Consider the following 17,822-nt stretch of genomic DNA (forward strand, 5'->3'; position numbering starts at 1 on the left):
ACGAGCGGCGAGAGGCAGGGGAGCGGGATGGTCCAGCCACGGGCAGAGCGGCTGATGAACCTGCACATCCTGCTGCTCGGCGCGAAGCGGTTCATCGGCAAGGACGCGATCCGCGAGGCGTGCTATCCCGAGCACGCCCGCGGGCCCGCCGGTGACGAGGCGTTCGAGCGCGCCTTCGAGCGCGACAAGGACGCGCTGCGACAGATCGGCGCCGTGATCGAGGTCGGCAGCGCCGACGCGTTCTTCGACGACGAGATCGGCTACCGCATCCCGACGGAGCAGACCTCGCTGCCGGAGATCCGCTTCGAGTCCGACGAGGCCGCGGTGCTGGGCCTGGCCGCGCAGGTCTGGCAGCACGCCACCCTCGCCAAGGCGACCGGACGGGCGCTGGCCAAGCTCAAGGCCCAGGGGGTCGAGATCGACCCGTCCCGCCTCGAGGTCGTCGCGCCTGCCATCACCGCCGACGAGCCGGCCTTCGAGCCGCTCTGGGACGCCGTCGGCAAGCGACGCCAGGTCAGCTTCCCCTACCAGCGCGCCGACGAGACGGCTCCCACCACGCGCCGGGTCCAGCCCTGGGGTCTCGCCCGCTCGTCGGGACGCTGGTACGTCGTCGGCCTCGACGTCGACCGTGGCGCGGAGCGCGTCTTCCGCCTCTCGCGCATCGTCGGTCCGGTCCGCGCCACCGGCAGGTCCGGGGCGTACGACGTGCCGGCCGGCACCGACGTGCGTGCGGTCGCGCGGCGTCTCTCGCCGTCGTTCCCGTCCGTACGCGCCGAGGTCCGGGTGCGCCAGGGCACCGGCATCGGGCTGCGGCGCCGGGCCGAGTCCGTCACCCCGATCGCGGACCGTCCCGGCTGGGACGCCATCGTGGTCGAGGGGACCGTCCACGAGCTGTCCGACGAGGTCATGACCTACGGCCCCGACGTCGTGGTGGAGGCTCCGGCGTCCCTGCGCGACGACGTCGTCGCCCGCCTGCGTGCCGTCGCCGCAGCCGGGGCGGCAGGCAACCCGGGGGAGGGCCGATGACCAACCAGGCCGACACGGCACCCGACCAGGTCGCCCGCCTGCTCGCGCTCGTCCCCTACCTCCTCGCGCGCGGGGAGGTGCGCCTCGACGACGCGGCCGCTCACTTCGGCACCGACGCCGAGCAGGTCGAGCGCGACCTGCGGCTGCTCTTCATGACGGGTCTGTCACCCGGCCTTCCCGGCGACCTCATCGAGGTCGACCTCGACGCGCTGGAGGGTGACCGCGTCATCCGGGTCGACAACGCCGACTACCTCGCCCGGCCCGTACGCTTCTCGCCGGCCGAGGCCACATCGCTGGTCGTGGCGCTGCGCACCATGGTCGACACTGCTCCGGCCGAGGCCCGCGAGGTGATCGCGCGCACGCTGACCAAGCTGGAGGAGGCGGCCGGGCAGGACGGCGAGGAGCTCCTTCGCCTGCACGTCACGCCGACCCCGCTCGAGAGCAGCGCCGTCGTGCCGGTCCTCGAGTCGGCGATCGCGCACGGCCACCAGGTCGAGATGACCTACCACGTGCCCTCGCGCGACCGGCAGTCCGCACGGCTCGTCGACCCCCGCGGCCTGACCCGGATCGAGGACCTCCTCTACCTCGACGCCTGGTGCCACACGGCCGGCGGCGACCGGGCGTTCAGGGTGGACCGCATCGTCGCCGCGACCGAGCTGGACAGCACGGTCGCCGACCCCGGCGCCCGCGCCCGTGACCTGACAGGCGGCTGGTTCACCGACGCGGAGACCACGACGGTGACGCTGCGGCTCGCTCCGCCGGCACGCTGGGTCGTCGAGTACTACCCCGTCACCGACCAGCGGCCCGGGCCCGACGACACGGTGGACGTCGACCTCGAGGTGGCCAGCGAGGCGTGGGTGACCTCCCTCCTGCTGCGCCTGGCCCCCCACGCCACGCTGCTGGCCCCCGCGGCGTACGCCGACTCGTTCACCGCCGCTGCGCGAGCGGCGCTCAGCCACTACGAGGACGACGGCGTAGACTCCGAAGCGTCCACCGAAGCACCGCCCCCCAACCCCCAGGAATGACGGAGTGACTCCCATGTTCAATCCCATGATCGGCATGCCGCAGGGTCTCGAGTGGCTGGTCATCCTGGCGATCGTCGTCCTCGTGTTCGGTGCCGCCAAGCTCCCCGACCTCGCCCGCAGCTCGGGCCAGGCACTGCGGATCTTCAAGACCGAGACCAAGGGCCTGCGCGACGACGACGACGACCAGAAGACCCCGGAGCAGCTCGAGATCGAGGCCCGCGAGCAGGCCGCCCGCGAGACGCGCGGCGACACCTCGGGCGAAGTCCTCCGCGAGCGCCGCGACGACACCACCGCCTGATCCGGCAGTCACGACGAGCGTGAGGATCGCCGGCCTCGTCGGCCTGTTCAAGGGCCGCCCGCACCATGACGTCGGCCCCGACGGCCGGATGGCCCTCTCGGACCACTTCCGGGAGTTCCGCGCCCGGCTGCTGCGGTGCCTGCTGGTCTTCGTGATCGTCCTCGCGGTGGCGCTGGTCTTCAGGCACGCGCTGCTGGACCTCGTCTACGGTCCCTACGACGACGCGCGGGCCAAGCTGCCCGAGGGCACCACGACCGCCACCACCAGCGGCGCCGGCGCGGGCCTGCTGCTCTGGCTGACGCTGTGCGGCTTCGCGTCCGCCATCATCACCGCGCCCTACTGGCTCTACCAGATCTGGGCCTTCGTCCTGCCCGGGCTCTACGCCCAGGAGCGGAAGATGAGCCGGGTCTTCGTCGCCATCGCCGGTCCGCTCTTCCTCGCCGGCATCGTCCTGGGCTACCTCACGCTGCCCGTCGCGCTCGAGGTCCTGATCGGCTTCAACCCCGACGGCGTCACCAACCTCATCGACTTCAACGACTACCTGCAGTTCTTCACGCGGACCCTGTTCGTGTTCGGCCTGGCCTTCAACATCCCGGTGTTCGTCGTCCTGCTCAACTTCGCGGGAGTCGTCAAGGGCGCCTCGCTGAAGGCCTACCGTCCCTGGATCGTCATCGGCACGTTCATCTTCGCCGCCGTGGCCACGCCGTCGGCCGACCCCTTCACCATGACCCTGATGGCGGTCCCGATGGTGCTGCTCTTCTTCGCCTCCGAGGCGATCGCGCGCTTCAACGACCGGCGCCGGGCGCGCCGCAACCCGAACAGCGGGCTGAGTCCCGACGAGCTCTCCTCGATCTGAGCTCCACCGCTCCACCGCTTCGACCGCTGATGCCGGTCTGACAGGGTGGAGCCATGCAGGCCGTGATCACCGACACCGATCCGTTCGACCTGCCCGAGTGGCTCGGCACGCACGACGTCGTCTGGCGGGCCGACGCCGGTCTGAGCACCGGACACCTGGTGCGCGGACACCTCGCCGCCGAGCCCGACGCCGCACTGACGATCGCCTGCGACCTCCTCGCCGTCGACGAGGCCTACCCTGCCCCTGTCGTCGACGACGACACCCGGCTGCGGGTGCACCAGGCGTGGCGCCACGGCCAGGTCGTGGTCGGCGAGGTCGACTCCCGCCTCGTGCTCGCGGTCCCGGGCACGCGCTTCGGCCCCGAGCTCGTCCTGGACGCGCTGGGGCGCCTCGCCCGCGCGGTGGGCGCCCGCACCGAGCGCTACGCCGCGTTGCTGCGCCTGGGCTGACCCGACCTCCGCCCGGACCTCACCCCAGACCTCACCCCGGCCTCACCCCGGCCTCCCCCCGGCCACGTCGCCGGTCGCGGTCGGTGCCGGGGGATAGGGTCGCGCCATGCACGACCCGGTTGCGCCCGACCACCCTGTGCGGGGGCGCGAGATAGCACTCCTGACCAATCCGACGGCGGGCCGCGGCAAGGGTGCGCGGCACCGCGACGCCGCGCTGCTCAGGCTCCGCGAGAGCGGGTTCGTGGTCCGCAACCTCGAGGGACGCGACGCCGACGAGGCCGCTGACCTGGCCCGCGCCTGCGTCGCCGACGGCGTCGAGGCCCTGGTGGTGTGCGGCGGTGACGGCCTGGTCCACCTCGGCGTGCAGGCGGTCGCCGGCACCGGCGTGCCGCTCGGCCTCATCCCCAGCGGCACCGGCAACGACGTCGCCCGCTACCTCGGCCTCCCGCGCACCGACCCGGTCGCCGCCGCGGACCGCATCATCGCCTCGCGTCGCCGCACGATCGACCTCGCCCGCAGCGGCGACCGCTGGTTCGTCACGGTCCTGGCCGCCGGCTTCGACGCCATCGTCAACGAGCGCGCCAACGCGATGACCTGGCCCCGTGGCCAGATGCGCTACAACCTCGCCACGCTCGCCGAGCTGCGCACGTTCCGCCCGATCCCCTACGTCCTCCAGCTCGACGATGGATCAGGGTCTGAGACGGTCGAGCACGAAGCGATGCTCGTCGCCGTCGGCAACGGCCCCTCCTTCGGCGGCGGCCTGCGGATCACCGAGGGCGCCCTGCTCGACGACGGCCTCCTCGACGTCGTGGTGATCACCCGGATGAGCAAGTCCAAGCTGGTGCGCTCCTACCCCCGGCTGTTCACCGGCCGGATCGACGGCGTCCACGAGTACGTCCACCGGCGGGTGCGCTCGGTGACGATCGCGGCGCCCGGCATCGTGGCCTACGCCGACGGGGAGCGCTTCGGACCGTTGCCACTGACCGTCGAGTGCGTCGCGGGCGCCCTGGAGGTGATCGCGTGAGCACCCCGGACGAGGGGCTGTCGCCGGCCGAGCGCTACGCGACGTTCCAGAGGGGCAAGCCCTACCCGATGCTCAAGGACTTCGCCGGGCTCTACGGCTTCGAGCTCGACGACTTCCAGGTCCGCGCGTGCCGCGAGATCGAGGACGGTCGCGGGGTGCTGGTGGCCGCCCCGACCGGCTCCGGCAAGACGATCGTCGGCGAGTTCGCCATCCACCTGGCCCTCCAGACCGGGCGCAAGGCGTTCTACACGACCCCGATCAAGGCGCTGTCCAACCAGAAGTACCACGACCTGGTGCGGCGCTACGGCGCCGACAACGTCGGCCTGCTCACCGGCGACAACGTCGTCAACGGCGAGGCGCCCGTGGTGGTGATGACCACCGAGGTGCTGCGCAACATGCTGTACGCCGGCTCCCGCACGCTGCTCGGCCTCGGCTACGTGGTGATGGACGAGGTCCACTACCTCGCCGACCGGATGCGCGGCGCGGTCTGGGAGGAGGTGATCATCCACCTGCCGGAGTCGGTCACGCTGGTGTCGCTGTCGGCGACCGTGTCCAACGCCGAGGAGTTCGGCGAGTGGCTGGCCACCGTGCGCGGGGAGACGACCACGATCCTGGAGGAGAAGCGCCCGGTCCCGCTGTTCCAGCACGTCATGGTGGGTCGTCGCCTGCTCGACCTGTTCGCCTCCTCCGACGTCGACGCGAGCGCGGGCTTCGTCAAGGAGGGTGCGCCGGTCAACGACGAGCTGACCCGCATCGCCCGCGACGACTGGGCCAGCTCGCGGCTGATGCGCGACCGGCGCTCGCCCCGCAAGGGCAAGCCCGGCTCCTCGAAGAACCCCCGCGCCGTCGGCAACGGGCGACGCGTGTGGATCCCGAGCCGCGTCGACGTCGTCGAGCGGCTCGACCGCGAGGGCCTGCTGCCCGCCATCGTGTTCATCTTCAGCCGGGCCGGCTGCGACGCCGCGGTCACCCAGCTCGTCCAGGCCAACACCCGCCTGACCACCGCCGCCGAGCGCGACGAGATCTTCGCCCGGGTCGAGGAGGCCTCACGCACCCTGCCCGAGGAGGACCTGCACGTCCTGGGCTACCACGAGTTCCTCGACGGCCTCACCCGCGGCATCGCCGCCCACCACGCCGGCCTGCTGCCCGCGTTCAAGCAGGTGGTCGAGGAGCTGTTCCAGGAGGGGCTGGTCAAGGTCGTCTTCGCCACCGAGACGCTCGCGCTCGGCATCAACATGCCGGCTCGCACCGTCGTCATCGAGAAGCTGTCGAAGTGGAACGGCGAGACCCACGCCGACCTGACGCCGGGGGAGTACACCCAGCTGACGGGTCGTGCCGGGCGCCGCGGCCTCGACATCGAGGGCCACGGTGTCGTGCTCTACCAGCCGGGGATGAACCCGCGCGAGGTCGCCGGCCTCGCGTCGACCCGCACCTATCCGCTGCGCTCGTCCTTCCGGCCGTCCTACAACATGGCCGTCAACCTCGTGCACCAGTTCGGCCGGGCCCGCTCGCGTGAGCTGCTCGAGCAGTCCTTCGCCCAGTTCCAGGCCGACAAGGCCGTCGTGGGGCTCGCCCGGCAGGTGCACAAGGCCGACGAGGCACTCGAGGGCTACCGGGAGGCGGCGACCTGCCACGTCGGCGACTTCATGGAGTACGCCGAGCTGCGGCGTCGGATCTCCGACCTGGAGAAGGGCGCGGCCCGTGAGCGCCGGCAGGACCGTCGCGGCGAGGCCGCCGCCTCCCTGGGCAGGCTGCGACCCGGCGACGTCATCCATGTGCCTGCCGGGAAGTTCAGCGGCCTGGCCGTCGTCATCGACCCGGGCACCTCCGGCGACGAGCCCCGGCCCTACGTCGTCACCGCCGACCGCCAGGCACGCCGCCTGGCGATGATGGACTTCCCGGTGCCCGTCGAGTCGATCGGTCGCCTGCGGATCCCCAAGTCGTTCAACGGCCGCAACCCGGGGCAGCGGCGCGAGCTCGCCAACGCGCTCCGGTCGCGGGCCGACTCCTTCGACGCACCCACCGCGCGGCGTGCGAAGCAGCGAGAGTCGTTCAGCGACACCCCGACCGACCGCGAGATCGGGCGGCTGCGTGCCGACCTCAAGGCGCACCCGTGCCACCAGTGCCCCGAGCGCGAGGACCACGCCCGCTGGGCCGAGCGCTACTTCAAGCTCCAGCGCGACACCGAGACCCTCAAGCGCCGCGTCGAGAACCGCACCAACACGGTCGCGCGCACCTTCGACCGGGTGTGCGACGTGCTCACCGCGCTCGACTACCTCGAGGGCGACACGGTCACCGAGAAGGGCGCGCACCTGCGGCGCATCTACACCGACATGGACCTCGTCGCCGCCGAGGCGATCCGGGCCGGCCTCTTCGACGACCTGGCGCCGTCCGAGCTCGCGGCGGTGCTGTCCGCGCTCGTCTTCGAGGCGCGGCGCGCCGACGACGCGTCCTCGCCCAAGATGCCGGGCGGGCGGGTGCGCCCGGTGCTCGCCGAGGTCGTACGCCTGTGGGGGCAGCTAGACGCGCTCGAGCGGGACCACAAGCTCGACTTCCTCCGCGAGCCCGACGTCGGGTTCGCGTGGGCGGCCTGGCGGTGGGCCGAGGGTGACGACCTCGACGACGTGCTGATGGTGACCGGACTCTCCGCCGGCGACTTCGTCCGCTGGATGAAGCAGCTGCTCGACCTGTGCGGCCAGGTCGCCGACGCGGCCGGCGACAGCGAGCTGCGCGCCACCGCCCGTACGACGGCGAAGCTGCTCAAGCGCGGTGTGATCGCCTACTCGGTCCTCGCCGACTGACGGCCGAGCGAGTCCACGACCGTGAGGACGCAGGTCGCGCGCCCGCGCGGGTGAACCGATGTGGAAGGCTCTCGGCCATGGCCACCGGCGACCGCCTCCTGCTGCTCGACACCGCCTCGCTCTACTTCCGGGCGTTCTTCGGCGTCCCCGACTCGGTGAAGGCCCCCGACGGCACGCCGGTCAACGCGGTGCGCGGGTTGATGGACTTCATCAGCCGTCTGGTGGGGGAGTACGACCCGAGCCACCTCGCGTGCTGCTGGGACGACGACTGGCGGCCGCAGTGGCGCGTCGACCTGATCCCGTCCTACAAGGCGCACCGGGTGGTGCGCGAGGTTCCCGGCCCACGGCCCGATGTCGAGGAGGTGCCCGACCCGCTCGAGGCACAGGTCCCGGTCATCCTCTCCGTGTTGGAGGCGTACGGCATCCCCGTGGTGGGCCACCCCGAGATGGAGGCCGACGACGTCATCGGCACGCTCGCGACCGGTGCCGGGATGCCCGTCGACATCGTCACCGGGGACCGCGACCTGTTCCAGCTCGTCGACGACGACGCCTCGGTCCGGGTGCTCTACGTCGCGCGCGGCGTGAGCCGGCACGAGCGCGTCGACAACGCCTGGGTGCGCGGCAAGTACGGCGTCGACGCCCGGCAGTACGCCGACCTCGCGACGCTGCGCGGCGACGCCTCCGACGGCCTGCCCGGCGTCGCCGGTGTCGGCGACAAGACGGCCGCGACGCTGCTCAACCGGTTCGGCACCGTCGACGCGATCCTGGAGGCCGCCCACGACCCCGACTCCGACATGGGTCCCGGCCCGCGCGGCAGGATCAAGGCCGCGGCGGACTACCTGGCCGTCGCACCTCGCGTGGTCGCCGTACGCCGCGACCTCGAGCTGGGGGCGCCGGACCTGAGGCGACCGCGTACGCCCGCGGACCACGACGCGGTGGTGGCACTGGACGAGCGCTGGGGACTCGGCTCGTCCGCCGTGAGACTCGTGCAGGCGATGTCCGGCTCCGACTAGGGTGCCTCCTGTGAGCTCCTCCGAGGTCGAGTCCAAGGACCGGCAGATCCTGTCCCTCCTGGCCGCCGACGGCCGGATGTCCTTCACCGACCTCGGCAAGGCCACCGACCTGTCGACGTCGGCGGTGCACCAGCGGGTCAAGCGGCTCGAGCAGCGGGGGCTGATCAAGGGCTACGGCGCGACCGTCGACCACGACCAGCTCGGCCGGCCGCTGACGGCGTTCATCTCGATCACGCCGATCGACCCGTCGCAGCCCGACGACTACCCCGAGCGGCTCGTCGGCATCGAGGAGATCGAGTCCTGCTGGTCGGTCGCCGGCGAGGAGTCCTACATCCTCAAGATCCGCGTCGCCACGCCGCTCGCGCTCGAGGAGCTCCTGGCCCGCATCCGCGGCGTGGCGAGCGTGTCCACGCGCACCACGATCGTGCTCTCCACCCCCTACGAGAACCGCCCGATCGACTGAGCCGGATGCCCGACCGACGCACCACCCTCCTCGATGCTGCCCTCGAGCTCGTCGGGACCCAGGGCATGCGCGCACTGACGCACCGTGCGGTGGACGCGGCGGCCGACCTGCCCCCGGGCTCCACGTCCAACTACTTCCGGACCCGTGAGGCGCTGGTCCTGGGCATCGTCGAGCGGTTCGTCGCCCGCGAGCGCCAGATGGCGACCGGACCGCGCGACGAGGTCGACGCGACTCCGGACGGTGTGGCGGCGGCACTCGGCCGGTTCGTGGACCGGGCCCTCGGGCCCGACCGCGCCGTGACCCTGGCCCGTTACGCGATCCTGGTCGAGACCGCCCAGAACCCCGGCCTCAGGGAGGGCATGGCCACCGGGGCCGACCAGGTCGACACCTGGGCCCTCGACCTCGTCACCCGTGCCGGGTCCCGGGATCCCGCACGTGACCTGGGCGTGCTGGCCAACTACGTCACGGGGCTGGTCCTGCACGAGCTCGCGCTGCCGTCCCCGGACCTCGACGCCGCGGGGCGCATCCGCACGGTGATCGACACCCTCGGGTGGCACGCTCCCGGCTCTTGACCCGACCGCACTACAGGCGTAGTTTGCCGTGATGGACACGGACCTCCGCCTGCTCGACGCGGCTGTCGAGATCATCGCGGCCCTCGGGCTCGAGGGCCTGACGCACGACGCGGTGGACACCACGGCACGGGTTCCGGCGGGAACCACCCTGGAGACGTTCCCCACCCACCGAGCGCTGGTCGAGGGCGTGACGCAACGGTGCATCGACCGGGAGCTGGAGATGGCATCGGGACCAGGCACGGACATCGTGGCGTCCCCGGACGGCATCGCCGACCTGTTCGGTCACTTCGTCGGCCGTGCGCTCGGCGAGGACCGCTCGGTCACGCTCGCCCGGTACGTGCTGCACGCCGAAGCCGCGCGGACACCGTCCCTGCGTGCGTTCTACGCGGTCGGCGCCGACACCGTGGACACGTGGGCGGTGGACCTGGTCCGCCGGGCCGGCTCCCGGCAGCCCGAGCGGGACTTCGGCATCCTGGCCAACTACGCCACCGGGCTGGTCTTCCACGAGCTCGCCCTGCCCACGCCGGACCTCGACGCGAGGAGCCGGGTCCGCAGCCTCGTCGACGCCCTCGGCTGGGCCACGCCGTGAGCGACGCGACCGCGCTGTCCGCGCTCACCCGGTCGCAGCGCGAGGGTTTCGTCGACACCCTCGAGGCGCTCGGCCCGCACGAGTGGGCCGCCCCGTCGTTGTGCGACGGCTGGCGGGTGGTGGACGTGGCCGCGCACCTCGCGTGGGCGCCGGTCCTGGGCGCGGGCGCCGGTGCAGTCGCGATGGCCCGCCACGGGTTCTCGATGAACCGGATGATCGCGCGGTCCGCCGTCGAGTGGTCGGCCAGAGGCCGCCAGGCGATCCTCGACCAGCTGCGCGACAACGCCCGCAGCGGAGCCCGCCCAGTCGGCATGCCACCCGTCGCCGCCCTCGCGGACGCGGTCGTGCACGGGCTCGACGTACGCCGTCCCCTCGGTCTCCCCGGCCAGGTGCCGCCGGAGTCGCTGGCGCCCCTGGCCGACTTCACGCTCGGCACGCCCTGGCCGTTGAACGCCGTGGTGGGCGGCAGCGCGCGGCGCCGCGTGGCAGGCGTGCGGCTGGTCGCCTCCGACACCGACTGGGCGTACGGCGAGGGCCCGGAGGTGCGGGGGAGTGCCGAGGCGCTGCTGCTGCTCCTCTACGGCCGCCACGTCGCCCGAGGTGCCATCCTCGGCGACGGCGTCCCGGTCCTCGCCTCCCGGCTCGGCCACGCCTGACCTGCCTGCCCGCCCACCCGGGAACCGGCTCGCCCCGTCTGCAGAGTCCCCGCTCGAGCGGGGTAGTCCGCCTCCTCGAGGGGGGTACAACGCCCTCCAGGTGTCGGACTACCCCGCCAAGAGCGTCCTCAGCGCGCGCAAAGCCCCTGCTCTCGAGCGTCTTCATGATCCGGCGCGCCAGGACGACAGGGCGCTGGAGGTCGGCCCACGTGACGCGGATGCAGATCCATCCCTTCTGCACGCAGATCTGCTCCTCGCGCCGCTTCTCACGCATGAGGTAGTCACCGATCGACTCACCGGGTCGGCGGTGCTGCTCGTACGTGATCCGACCGTCGAACTCGAGAAGGACACCGAGCGTCGCCCACAGGAAGTCGACGATCCCCAGCAGGTTGCCGTGCTCGTCGAGCACCTTGACCTGTGGCTCCGGCCGAGGGAGCCGGTGCTCGAAGAAGAGGTGCCACGTACGCGCCTCTGCGACGTTGGTGAGCAGGCAGTCGGCGCGCGCCAGGACGAGCCGCGTGCCCAGGCTGCCGGGCCAGTGGCGTGCCGTCGCCGCTGCGTCGTGGAGCCAGGCGACGGTTGCGACTCGCGGTGCAGCACTCCGCACGCCGCCACGAGCCCGACCTCGGCGCCGTACGCGGTTGCCACCTCGATGGCTGCTCGCGCCGGATGGGTGGTCGGGACGCCGTCCCGCACCGACCACCAACGCTTGCCGAGCGTGGCGTGGTGGTGCACGACACCGGCCTCACGTCGACCGGCTCGCCCGTCCGTACGGGTCAGGTGCGTCTCGTGGAGCCCGACGCCCCAGCGCCCGACACCGTGCTCGGCGAGGCTGCTCTGGTGCGACAGCACCGCGGTCTCGGGGGCCGTTCGGAGAACCGCCCGCGCCCGCGCGCGCATCATGGCGACCTCGTCCAGCTCCTTGACGAGCTCGGTCGGGGCGTACGCGCCGTAGCGCAGCTCGGTCAGCACCCCCGCCTTGACCTGCGCGCGGATGTCACGGTCGGTGAGGCCCCCCGCGACCAGCTCGCGCCGCAGCACGATATCGGTGGGGGACAGATGGAAGTCGGCCATGCCCTGCTGGTGCCCGGGTCGACCCGGCGCCGAAACGGGCGGCCCGCGCGACTGTGGAGAACGGCGTACTTGGTGGCGGACTCCCCGCTCGAGCGGGGAGTCCCCGGACGGCGGCGCCCGACATCCCGGTCAGGCCGGGGCCGCTCAGTACGCCTGGAGCGCCGCCGTACGCCGCGACGCCTCGGCCATCTCGGCGGCCTTGAGCGAGGTCTCGTCGAGGCGGCCGTGCTCCTCCCACCACTGCTGACCGGCCTCGGGCAGGGTGTGGATCGGGTCGTAGTACTCGTAGTAGCGCGACAGGGCCTCGGCATCGTCGCCCTCGATGGACGTGCGGTAGTTCTTCGTCCAGTAGGAGATGCCGTGCTCGGTGTCATAATCGGCGTTCTGGTGCACCCAGCGCTTGCCGACGAACGGCACGTCGCACACGATGCGCGGGGTCGCGAAGCCCGGCAGGTAGCCCATGATGTGGTGCTGCAGGCGCTGCGCGTCGGCCAGCGACACCCGCCAGTGCTCCGAGAACGGGATCATGTCGCACATGTAGAAGTAGTAGGGCATGATCTGCGCCCCGTCGAGCAGGCGGAAGCACAGGTCGAGGAGCGCGTGCGGGTCGGCGTTGACGCCGTTGAGCAGCACGCCCTGGTTGCGTACGTCGCGCAGGCCGGCGTCGAGCATCGCGCGCGTCGCCTCGGCGACGATGGGGGTCACCGAGTTCGCGTGGTTGGCGTGGGTGTGCATCGCCAGCGAGACGCCGCGCGAGCGGGCGACGGCGGCCACCCGGCCGACGCCCTCGACCACGTCGGGCTGCAGCCAGTGCTGCGGCAGGCCGATGAGGGCCTTCGTCGCGAGCCGGATGTCGCGGATGTTGTCGACCTCCAGCACCGACATCAGGAACGCCTCGAGCCGGGGCCACGGCATGTTGGCCACGTCGCCGCCGGAGACCACGACGTCACGCACCGACGGGGTGCGCCGCAGGTAGTCGAGCATGTCGCCGAGCCGGTCGTTGGGCTTGCCGGCGAACTTGAGCTTGTCGATCACCGGGGTGGAGTTGCCGACCAGGTCCATGCGGGTGCAGTGGCCACAGTACTGCGGGCAGGTCGGCAGCAGCTCGGCCAGGACCTTCGTGGGGTAGCGGTGGGTGAGACCCTCGGTGGCCCACATGTCGTGCTCGTGCAGGGAGTCGCGCGCCGCGTGCGGGTGCGAGGGCCAGTCGGTGCGACGGTCACTGAACACCGGGATCATGTAGTGACGGATCGGGTCGGCGTAGAACGCCTCGGTCATCGAGCCGGCGCCCGCGGGCTCGAACGAGGGAACCATCGTGTTCATCATCTGCGGCGGCACCAGCATCGACATGGTTGCGCGCTCGGCCTGGTCGCGCTCGAGGTCGGCGTAGAACCGGTCGTCGAGCAGGTCGCCCATCAGCTCGCGCAGCTGCTTGACGTTCTTGATGCAGTGCGCGCGCTGCCACTGCACCGAGGCCCAGTCGGCGGCGCTCACGTCGGCCCAGCCGGGGAACCGCGTCCAGTCGGGCTCGACGAGCTCGACGCGCTGGTAGGGGTAGGGCTGACCGGTGGCGAGTGCCTGGTCCAACGAGATGGCGGTCTCGATGCTCATGGTGTCTCCTGCAATCGGGGTCGAGCGGCAGTGCGGCGCGCCGGTTGTGTGTGCGGCGACACATCTGGGAGAGTACGCGGAGAACGTGCGGCCAGTCCAATGGCGAGCCGCAAGATTTCCGGTCACGATGCGTTGAACAAGAAGGATGACCCGAATTGACTACCCCGACGGACGTCCGCAGCGGTGATCCGACCGGCCTGCACCGCGTCCTCGACGACGGCGGCGTGCTGCCGCAGGCGGCCCAGCGGCTCGACACCCGCGCCGAGCTGTGGCCCGACGAGGTCCGGATCCGCGTCGAGCGGCTCAACCTCGACGCGGCGTCGTTCCGCCAGCTCGAGCGCACCCACACGAAGTACGGCGAGACCGACACCGATGCCGTACGCGCCGAGGTCCTCGACATCGTCGCCACGCGCGGCAAGATGCAGAACCCGGTGACCGGGTCCGGCGGCATGCTCGTCGGCACCGTCGAGGAGGTCGGCCCGGAGTCACCGCTGGGCCTGTCCGTGGGCGACCGGGTCGCGACCCTCGTCAGCCTGACCCTCACCCCGCTCGTGATCGAGGACGGCCTCGCCGGCTGGGACGGCCACAGCGAGCAGGTCCCGTGCGACGGCTACGCCGTGCTGTTCGGCCGCTCGATCGCCGCGGTCATCCCCGACGACCTCGACCCGGCACTCTCGCTGAGCGTGATGGACGTCTGCGGCGCCCCTGCGCTCACCCGGCGCGTCGTGGAGGAGTACGCCGCCCGCGGGCACGCGCCGGTCGTCGCGGTCGTCGGGGGAGCGGGCAAGTCCGGTTCCCTGAGCCTCGCCGCCGCCCGTTCGGCGGGCGCCGCGCGCACGATCGGGGTCGTGCCCCGGCTGGACGAGCACGACCTCCTCACGGCGGCGGGTATCGCGGACGCCGTGACCATCGCCGACGCCCGCGACCCGATCGCACTGCGCGACGCGGTGACCGAGGCCGGCGGTCCGGCCGACCTGACGGTCGTGTGCGTGGACGTCCCCGGCTGCGAGGGCGGCGCGATCCTGGCGACCGCCGAGGGCGGCACCGTCATCTTCTTCTCCATGGCCACCAGCTTCAGCGCGGCGGCCCTCGGTGCCGAGGGACTGGCCGCCGACGTGCGGATGCTCGTCGGCAACGGCTACGTCCCCGGCCACGCGGCCTACGCGATGGAGCTGCTGCGTGCCGACGCCGGCGTCCGCAGCCTGTTCGAGCGGAGACTGTGATGGCGCGCCGGAATGCCAGCCAGCTCGGCATCGACGCCGCCGATGTACGCCGGGCGCGCACGCTGGCGCGCCAGGTGGGCAGGCCGATCGTCGACCTCGCCCAGCGGCACACCACCGTGTCCGTGGAGCGCGCGACCCTCCGCCTCGCCGGTCTCGGTGGAGCGGACCCCGACGGCACGCCGTGGGTCAACCGGCTCGCCGACGTCGTCCGCGCCGACGTGGGCCTCGAGCACGGCGTCAGCCTCCCCGTGTGGGACGCGCTCGTCCGCGGCGAGGGCGACGACCTGCTGGCCTTGGCGCAGAAGGCCGCGGCCGGGTCGGTGACCTTCCGGGTCCCCGAGGGCAAGGACGTGACGCGCGCCCGCGCCGCCTCCCGCAAGGCCGTGGGGGCCGGCATCAAGCAGATCGACCGCCAGCGCACCGCGCGCGAGCGGATGATCGCCAAGGTCGGCGACGCGCCGAGCAAGCCGTGGATCTACCTCATCGTCGCCACCGGAGACATCCACGAGGACATCCCGCAGGCGCAGGCCGCGGCCCGTGAGGGCGCTGACGTGATCGCGGTGATCCGCTCGACCGGACAGTCGCTGCTCGACTTCGTGCCCGAGGGCGCGACCCGTGAGGGCTTCGCCGGCACGTACGCCACCCAGGAGAACTTCCGCCTCATGCGGGCTGCGCTCGACGAGACGTCGAGGGAGCTCGGCCGCTACGTGCGGCTCACCAACTACGCCTCCGGCCTGTGCATGCCCGAGATCGCAGCCCTGGCCGGCCTCGAGCGCCTCGACATGATGCTCAACGACTCGATGTACGGGATCCTCTTCCGCGACATCAATCCGATCCGCACCTTCGTCGACCAGCGCTTCAGCCGCCAGGTGCACGCCCGCGCCGGGATCATCATCAACACCGGCGAGGACAACTACCTCACGACCGCCGACGCGGTCGAGGCGGCGCACACGGTCACGACGAGCCAGCTGCTCAACGAGTACTTCGCCAAGGAGGCCGGGCTCGAGGACTGGCAGCTCGGGCTCGGCCACGCCTTCGAGATCGACCCCGAGGTGCCCGACTCGTTCCGCCTCGAGCTCGCCCACGCGATGCTCGCGCGCGAGCTCTTCCCCGACGCGCCGCTCAAGTGGATGCCGCCGACGCGTCACATGACCGGCGACATCTTCAAGGGCTACCTCCTCGACGGGTTCTTCAACCTCGTCGGAGCGATGACCGGCCAGGGCATCCTGCTCGTCGGCATGATGACGGAGGCCGTCGTCACTCCCTGGATCTCCGACCGCGACCTCGCCCTGGAGAACGTCCGGTACGTCATGAACGCCGCCGGCAACCTGCACGAGGACTTCCATCCCTCACCCGACGGCTTCATCGCCACCCGCGCCCGCGAGGTGCTCGGCGAGGCCATCGGCCTGCTGCAGGAGATCAAGGACGACTCCGACGCAGCCGGCGACCCGCCCCTGCTCGCCGCGATCGCCGACGGCACGTTCGGCCTGATGAAGCGCCCCGCCGACAAGGGCAAGGGCCTCGACGGCGTCGCGAGGAAGGCCGGCGACTACTACAACCCGGCGACCGAGATCCTCGAGTCTCCGCTGGTCGAGGAGCGAGCTCATCGAGCGTCTCGAAACCGAGGAGCAGCACGATGAGCTTGATCCGTCCCTACGGCGACACCACCGGCGACGGCATGGTGCAGCTGTCGTTCACGCTGCCGATCGAGCACTCCAAGGTCGCCGAGGGCGCCGCGGTCCAGCTCGCCAACAAGATGGGCATGGACCCGGCACTCGTCGTGCACGCCAAGCCGATGGGGGAGGGCTTCACGTTCTTCGTCGTCTACGGCCGGGTCAACCACCTCGTCGACCCGAGCACGGTCGAGGTCGTCGAGCGCGACTACCCGCTGCTGACGCCCAAGGAGGCCAACGCCGCGATCAAGCGGTCGCTGCGCCGCCGGCTCGTCGTCGTGGGCGGCTGCATCGGCACCGACGCGCACACGGTGGGCATCGACGCGATCCTCAACATCAAGGGCTTCGCGGGGGAGAAGGGCCTGGAGTACTACCGCGAGCTCAAGGTCGTGAACCTCGGGGCCCAGGTGTCCGTCCCGCAGCTGGTCGAGGCGGCGCGGGAGGAGAAGGCCGACGCCGTCCTCGTCTCCCAGGTCGTCACGCAGCGCGACGCCCACCTGCTCAACACGCGCGAGATGTCCGCGGCGTTCCGCGAGGCGTACCCCACAGCGAAGCGCCCCCTCCTGGTCGTCGGAGGTCCGCGGTTCGACGAGACGATGGCCGAGGAGCTCGGCGTGGACCGCGTCTTCAGCCGCGGCACCACGCCCGGCGAGGTCGCGTCCTTCATCGTGCACCGGCTGGCCGGTGCCCGCCCGACGAGCAAGGAGCAGGCCTCATGAGCGACCGCACCGGAACGGTGATCACCCACCGGCGCTACGTGCCCTACTCCCATGCCCACTACGCCGGCAACCTCGTCGACGGGGCGTACAGCCTCGGCCTGTTCGGTGACGTGGCGACCGAGATGTGCATCGTGCTCGACGGGGACGAGGGGTTGTTCGCGTCCTACTCCGATGTCCAGTTCAAGGCCCCGGTGCGTGCCGGCGACGTCCTCGAGATCACCGCGACGCTGGTCCGGGAGGGCACCCGCAGCCGGGTGATGGACTTCGCCGTCCACGTGGTCGGCAGGGGTGCGCCGACCCCCGACGCGCCCGGCGCGGCGGAGGTGCTCGACCCACCGGTCGTGGCCACCACCGCCACCGGCACCGTCGTCGTACCTCCCCGTCCCTGACGCCCCGGGGGCCGGCCGTCGGCGTGTCCTGCTGCGACACGCCGCGAGCACTCAGATTTGTCTGACGAGTTTCGTCGCAGCACCAGTGCGTTGACCTGCGAAAACGCGCGTTAGTGCAGGTCAGGCGCGTGTTGACACTCCCCGGGCCGGGAGGGATCGTTCCACGGTCCGCCTGTGCAGCTCGCGGGTGGCACTTTCGGCAGAGGGGAGACGAACGTGGGGTACGCGAAGCCAGCGCTTCCCACCGTCCGCCGACCCGTCGACGGTGCCCCGCGGGGGCTGGATGCGGGAGGAACCTCGGGGCCTTAGACAACTTCGCGTGCTCGTCAGCCAGTCGGGCGCGCGTTGGTCCGAAGCCCCC

Annotated in this window: 17 protein-coding genes; 16 read left to right on the forward strand and 1 reads right to left on the reverse strand. The window is 71.9% G+C overall.

Annotation, left to right across the window (positions count from 1 at the left end; all coding sequences use genetic code 11):
- The first annotated feature begins 27 nt into the window (after positions 1–27).
- The 12 genes from EXE59_RS18150 (at position 28) to EXE59_RS23905 (ending at position 10,772) form a co-directional block, all read left to right on the forward strand.
- On the forward strand, positions 28–1,026 hold the full coding sequence (locus EXE59_RS18150; RefSeq protein ID WP_135840155.1) for a helix-turn-helix transcriptional regulator: 999 nt from the start codon (positions 28–30) through the stop codon (positions 1,024–1,026).
- On the forward strand, positions 1,023–2,051 hold the full coding sequence (locus EXE59_RS18155) for a helix-turn-helix transcriptional regulator (protein WP_135840156.1): 1,029 nt from the start codon (positions 1,023–1,025) through the stop codon (positions 2,049–2,051). Before EXE59_RS18150 ends, EXE59_RS18155 begins: the two co-directional genes overlap by 4 nt.
- A gap of 13 nt (positions 2,052–2,064) precedes the next feature.
- The gene (gene tatA, locus EXE59_RS18160; RefSeq protein WP_135840157.1) at positions 2,065–2,349 is read left to right on the forward strand and encodes a twin-arginine translocase TatA/TatE family subunit; all 285 of its coding nucleotides are present in this window, start codon (positions 2,065–2,067) and stop codon (positions 2,347–2,349) included.
- Between the two features lie 19 nt (positions 2,350–2,368).
- A complete protein-coding gene (gene tatC / locus EXE59_RS18165) occupies positions 2,369–3,205 on the forward strand; it encodes a twin-arginine translocase subunit TatC (RefSeq protein ID WP_135840158.1) in 837 nt (278 codons plus the stop codon).
- A 53-nt stretch (positions 3,206–3,258) separates the two neighbouring features.
- Positions 3,259–3,654, forward strand: a complete 396-nt coding sequence (locus EXE59_RS18170) for a hypothetical protein (protein WP_135840159.1) — start codon at positions 3,259–3,261, stop codon at positions 3,652–3,654.
- Positions 3,655–3,760: 106 nt separating this feature from the next.
- Positions 3,761–4,678: a diacylglycerol kinase gene (locus EXE59_RS18175; protein ID WP_135840160.1), complete on the forward strand. Its 918-nt coding sequence runs from the start codon at positions 3,761–3,763 to the stop codon at positions 4,676–4,678.
- A 68-nt stretch (positions 4,679–4,746) separates the two neighbouring features.
- Entirely contained in the window at positions 4,747–7,479 is a 2,733-nt protein-coding gene (locus EXE59_RS18180; RefSeq protein ID WP_135841388.1) for a DEAD/DEAH box helicase, read from the forward strand.
- A 77-nt stretch (positions 7,480–7,556) separates the two neighbouring features.
- Positions 7,557–8,492: a 5'-3' exonuclease gene (locus tag EXE59_RS18185; protein WP_135840161.1), complete on the forward strand. Its 936-nt coding sequence runs from the start codon at positions 7,557–7,559 to the stop codon at positions 8,490–8,492.
- A 10-nt stretch (positions 8,493–8,502) separates the two neighbouring features.
- On the forward strand, positions 8,503–8,955 hold the full coding sequence (locus EXE59_RS18190; protein ID WP_135840162.1) for an Lrp/AsnC family transcriptional regulator: 453 nt from the start codon (positions 8,503–8,505) through the stop codon (positions 8,953–8,955).
- A gap of 5 nt (positions 8,956–8,960) precedes the next feature.
- Positions 8,961–9,527, forward strand: coding sequence for a TetR/AcrR family transcriptional regulator (locus EXE59_RS18195; protein ID WP_135840163.1), 567 nt, complete (start codon positions 8,961–8,963; stop codon positions 9,525–9,527).
- Positions 9,528–9,558: 31 nt separating this feature from the next.
- Entirely contained in the window at positions 9,559–10,116 is a 558-nt protein-coding gene (locus EXE59_RS23900) for a TetR/AcrR family transcriptional regulator (RefSeq protein WP_168218583.1), read from the forward strand.
- On the forward strand, positions 10,113–10,772 hold the full coding sequence (locus EXE59_RS23905; RefSeq protein ID WP_168218584.1) for a maleylpyruvate isomerase family mycothiol-dependent enzyme: 660 nt from the start codon (positions 10,113–10,115) through the stop codon (positions 10,770–10,772). The genes EXE59_RS23900 and EXE59_RS23905 overlap by 4 nt, the downstream gene beginning before the upstream one ends.
- 1,218 nt (positions 10,773–11,990) lie before the next feature.
- Here the strand turns inward: EXE59_RS23905 and EXE59_RS18205 are convergent.
- Positions 11,991–13,457: a KamA family radical SAM protein gene (locus EXE59_RS18205; protein WP_135840165.1), complete on the reverse strand. Its 1,467-nt coding sequence runs from the start codon at positions 13,455–13,457 to the stop codon at positions 11,991–11,993.
- Between the two features lie 155 nt (positions 13,458–13,612).
- Between EXE59_RS18205 and kdd the strand changes: the two genes are divergently transcribed.
- The 4 genes from kdd to kal are packed head-to-tail and all read left to right on the forward strand — an operon-like array spanning position 13,613 to position 17,461.
- Positions 13,613–14,680 (forward strand): L-erythro-3,5-diaminohexanoate dehydrogenase, encoded by a 1,068-nt coding sequence (gene kdd / locus EXE59_RS18210; RefSeq protein ID WP_135840166.1) that lies wholly within the window; start codon positions 13,613–13,615, stop codon positions 14,678–14,680.
- Positions 14,680–16,320: a lysine 5,6-aminomutase subunit alpha gene (gene kamD, locus EXE59_RS18215; RefSeq protein ID WP_135840167.1), complete on the forward strand. Its 1,641-nt coding sequence runs from the start codon at positions 14,680–14,682 to the stop codon at positions 16,318–16,320. Before kdd ends, kamD begins: the two co-directional genes overlap by 1 nt.
- Complete coding sequence (kamE, locus tag EXE59_RS18220) at positions 16,317–17,072, forward strand: lysine 5,6-aminomutase subunit beta (RefSeq protein WP_135840168.1); 756 nt, start codon at positions 16,317–16,319, stop codon at positions 17,070–17,072. The genes kamD and kamE overlap by 4 nt, the downstream gene beginning before the upstream one ends.
- The gene (gene kal, locus EXE59_RS18225) at positions 17,069–17,461 is read left to right on the forward strand and encodes a 3-aminobutyryl-CoA ammonia lyase (protein ID WP_135840169.1); all 393 of its coding nucleotides are present in this window, start codon (positions 17,069–17,071) and stop codon (positions 17,459–17,461) included. The genes kamE and kal overlap by 4 nt, the downstream gene beginning before the upstream one ends.
- Positions 17,462–17,822 lie beyond the last annotated feature (361 nt).

Source organism: Nocardioides eburneiflavus (assembly GCF_004785795.1).
Classification (GTDB): Bacteria; Actinomycetota; Actinomycetes; order Propionibacteriales; family Nocardioidaceae; genus Nocardioides; species Nocardioides eburneiflavus.

Excerpts from the sequence above, each read along its gene's own strand:
- EXE59_RS18150 (WP_135840155.1), top strand. The coding sequence starts at position 28 with ATGGTCCAGCCACGGGCAGAGCGGCTGATGAACCTGCACATCCTGCTG.
- EXE59_RS18155 (WP_135840156.1), top strand. The coding sequence starts at position 1,023 with ATGACCAACCAGGCCGACACGGCACCCGACCAGGTCGCCCGCCTGCTC.
- tatA (WP_135840157.1), top strand. The coding sequence starts at position 2,065 with ATGTTCAATCCCATGATCGGCATGCCGCAGGGTCTCGAGTGGCTGGTC.
- EXE59_RS18170 (WP_135840159.1), top strand. The coding sequence starts at position 3,259 with ATGCAGGCCGTGATCACCGACACCGATCCGTTCGACCTGCCCGAGTGG.
- EXE59_RS18175 (WP_135840160.1), top strand. The coding sequence starts at position 3,761 with ATGCACGACCCGGTTGCGCCCGACCACCCTGTGCGGGGGCGCGAGATA.
- EXE59_RS18180 (WP_135841388.1), top strand. The coding sequence starts at position 4,747 with ATGCTCAAGGACTTCGCCGGGCTCTACGGCTTCGAGCTCGACGACTTC.
- EXE59_RS18185 (WP_135840161.1), top strand. The coding sequence starts at position 7,557 with ATGGCCACCGGCGACCGCCTCCTGCTGCTCGACACCGCCTCGCTCTAC.
- EXE59_RS18195 (WP_135840163.1), top strand. The coding sequence starts at position 8,961 with ATGCCCGACCGACGCACCACCCTCCTCGATGCTGCCCTCGAGCTCGTC.
- EXE59_RS23900 (WP_168218583.1), top strand. The coding sequence starts at position 9,559 with ATGGACACGGACCTCCGCCTGCTCGACGCGGCTGTCGAGATCATCGCG.
- EXE59_RS18205 (WP_135840165.1), bottom strand. The coding sequence starts at position 13,457 with ATGAGCATCGAGACCGCCATCTCGTTGGACCAGGCACTCGCCACCGGT.
- kamD (WP_135840167.1), top strand. The coding sequence starts at position 14,680 with ATGGCGCGCCGGAATGCCAGCCAGCTCGGCATCGACGCCGCCGATGTA.
- kamE (WP_135840168.1), top strand. The coding sequence starts at position 16,317 with ATGAGCTTGATCCGTCCCTACGGCGACACCACCGGCGACGGCATGGTG.
- kal (WP_135840169.1), top strand. The coding sequence starts at position 17,069 with ATGAGCGACCGCACCGGAACGGTGATCACCCACCGGCGCTACGTGCCC.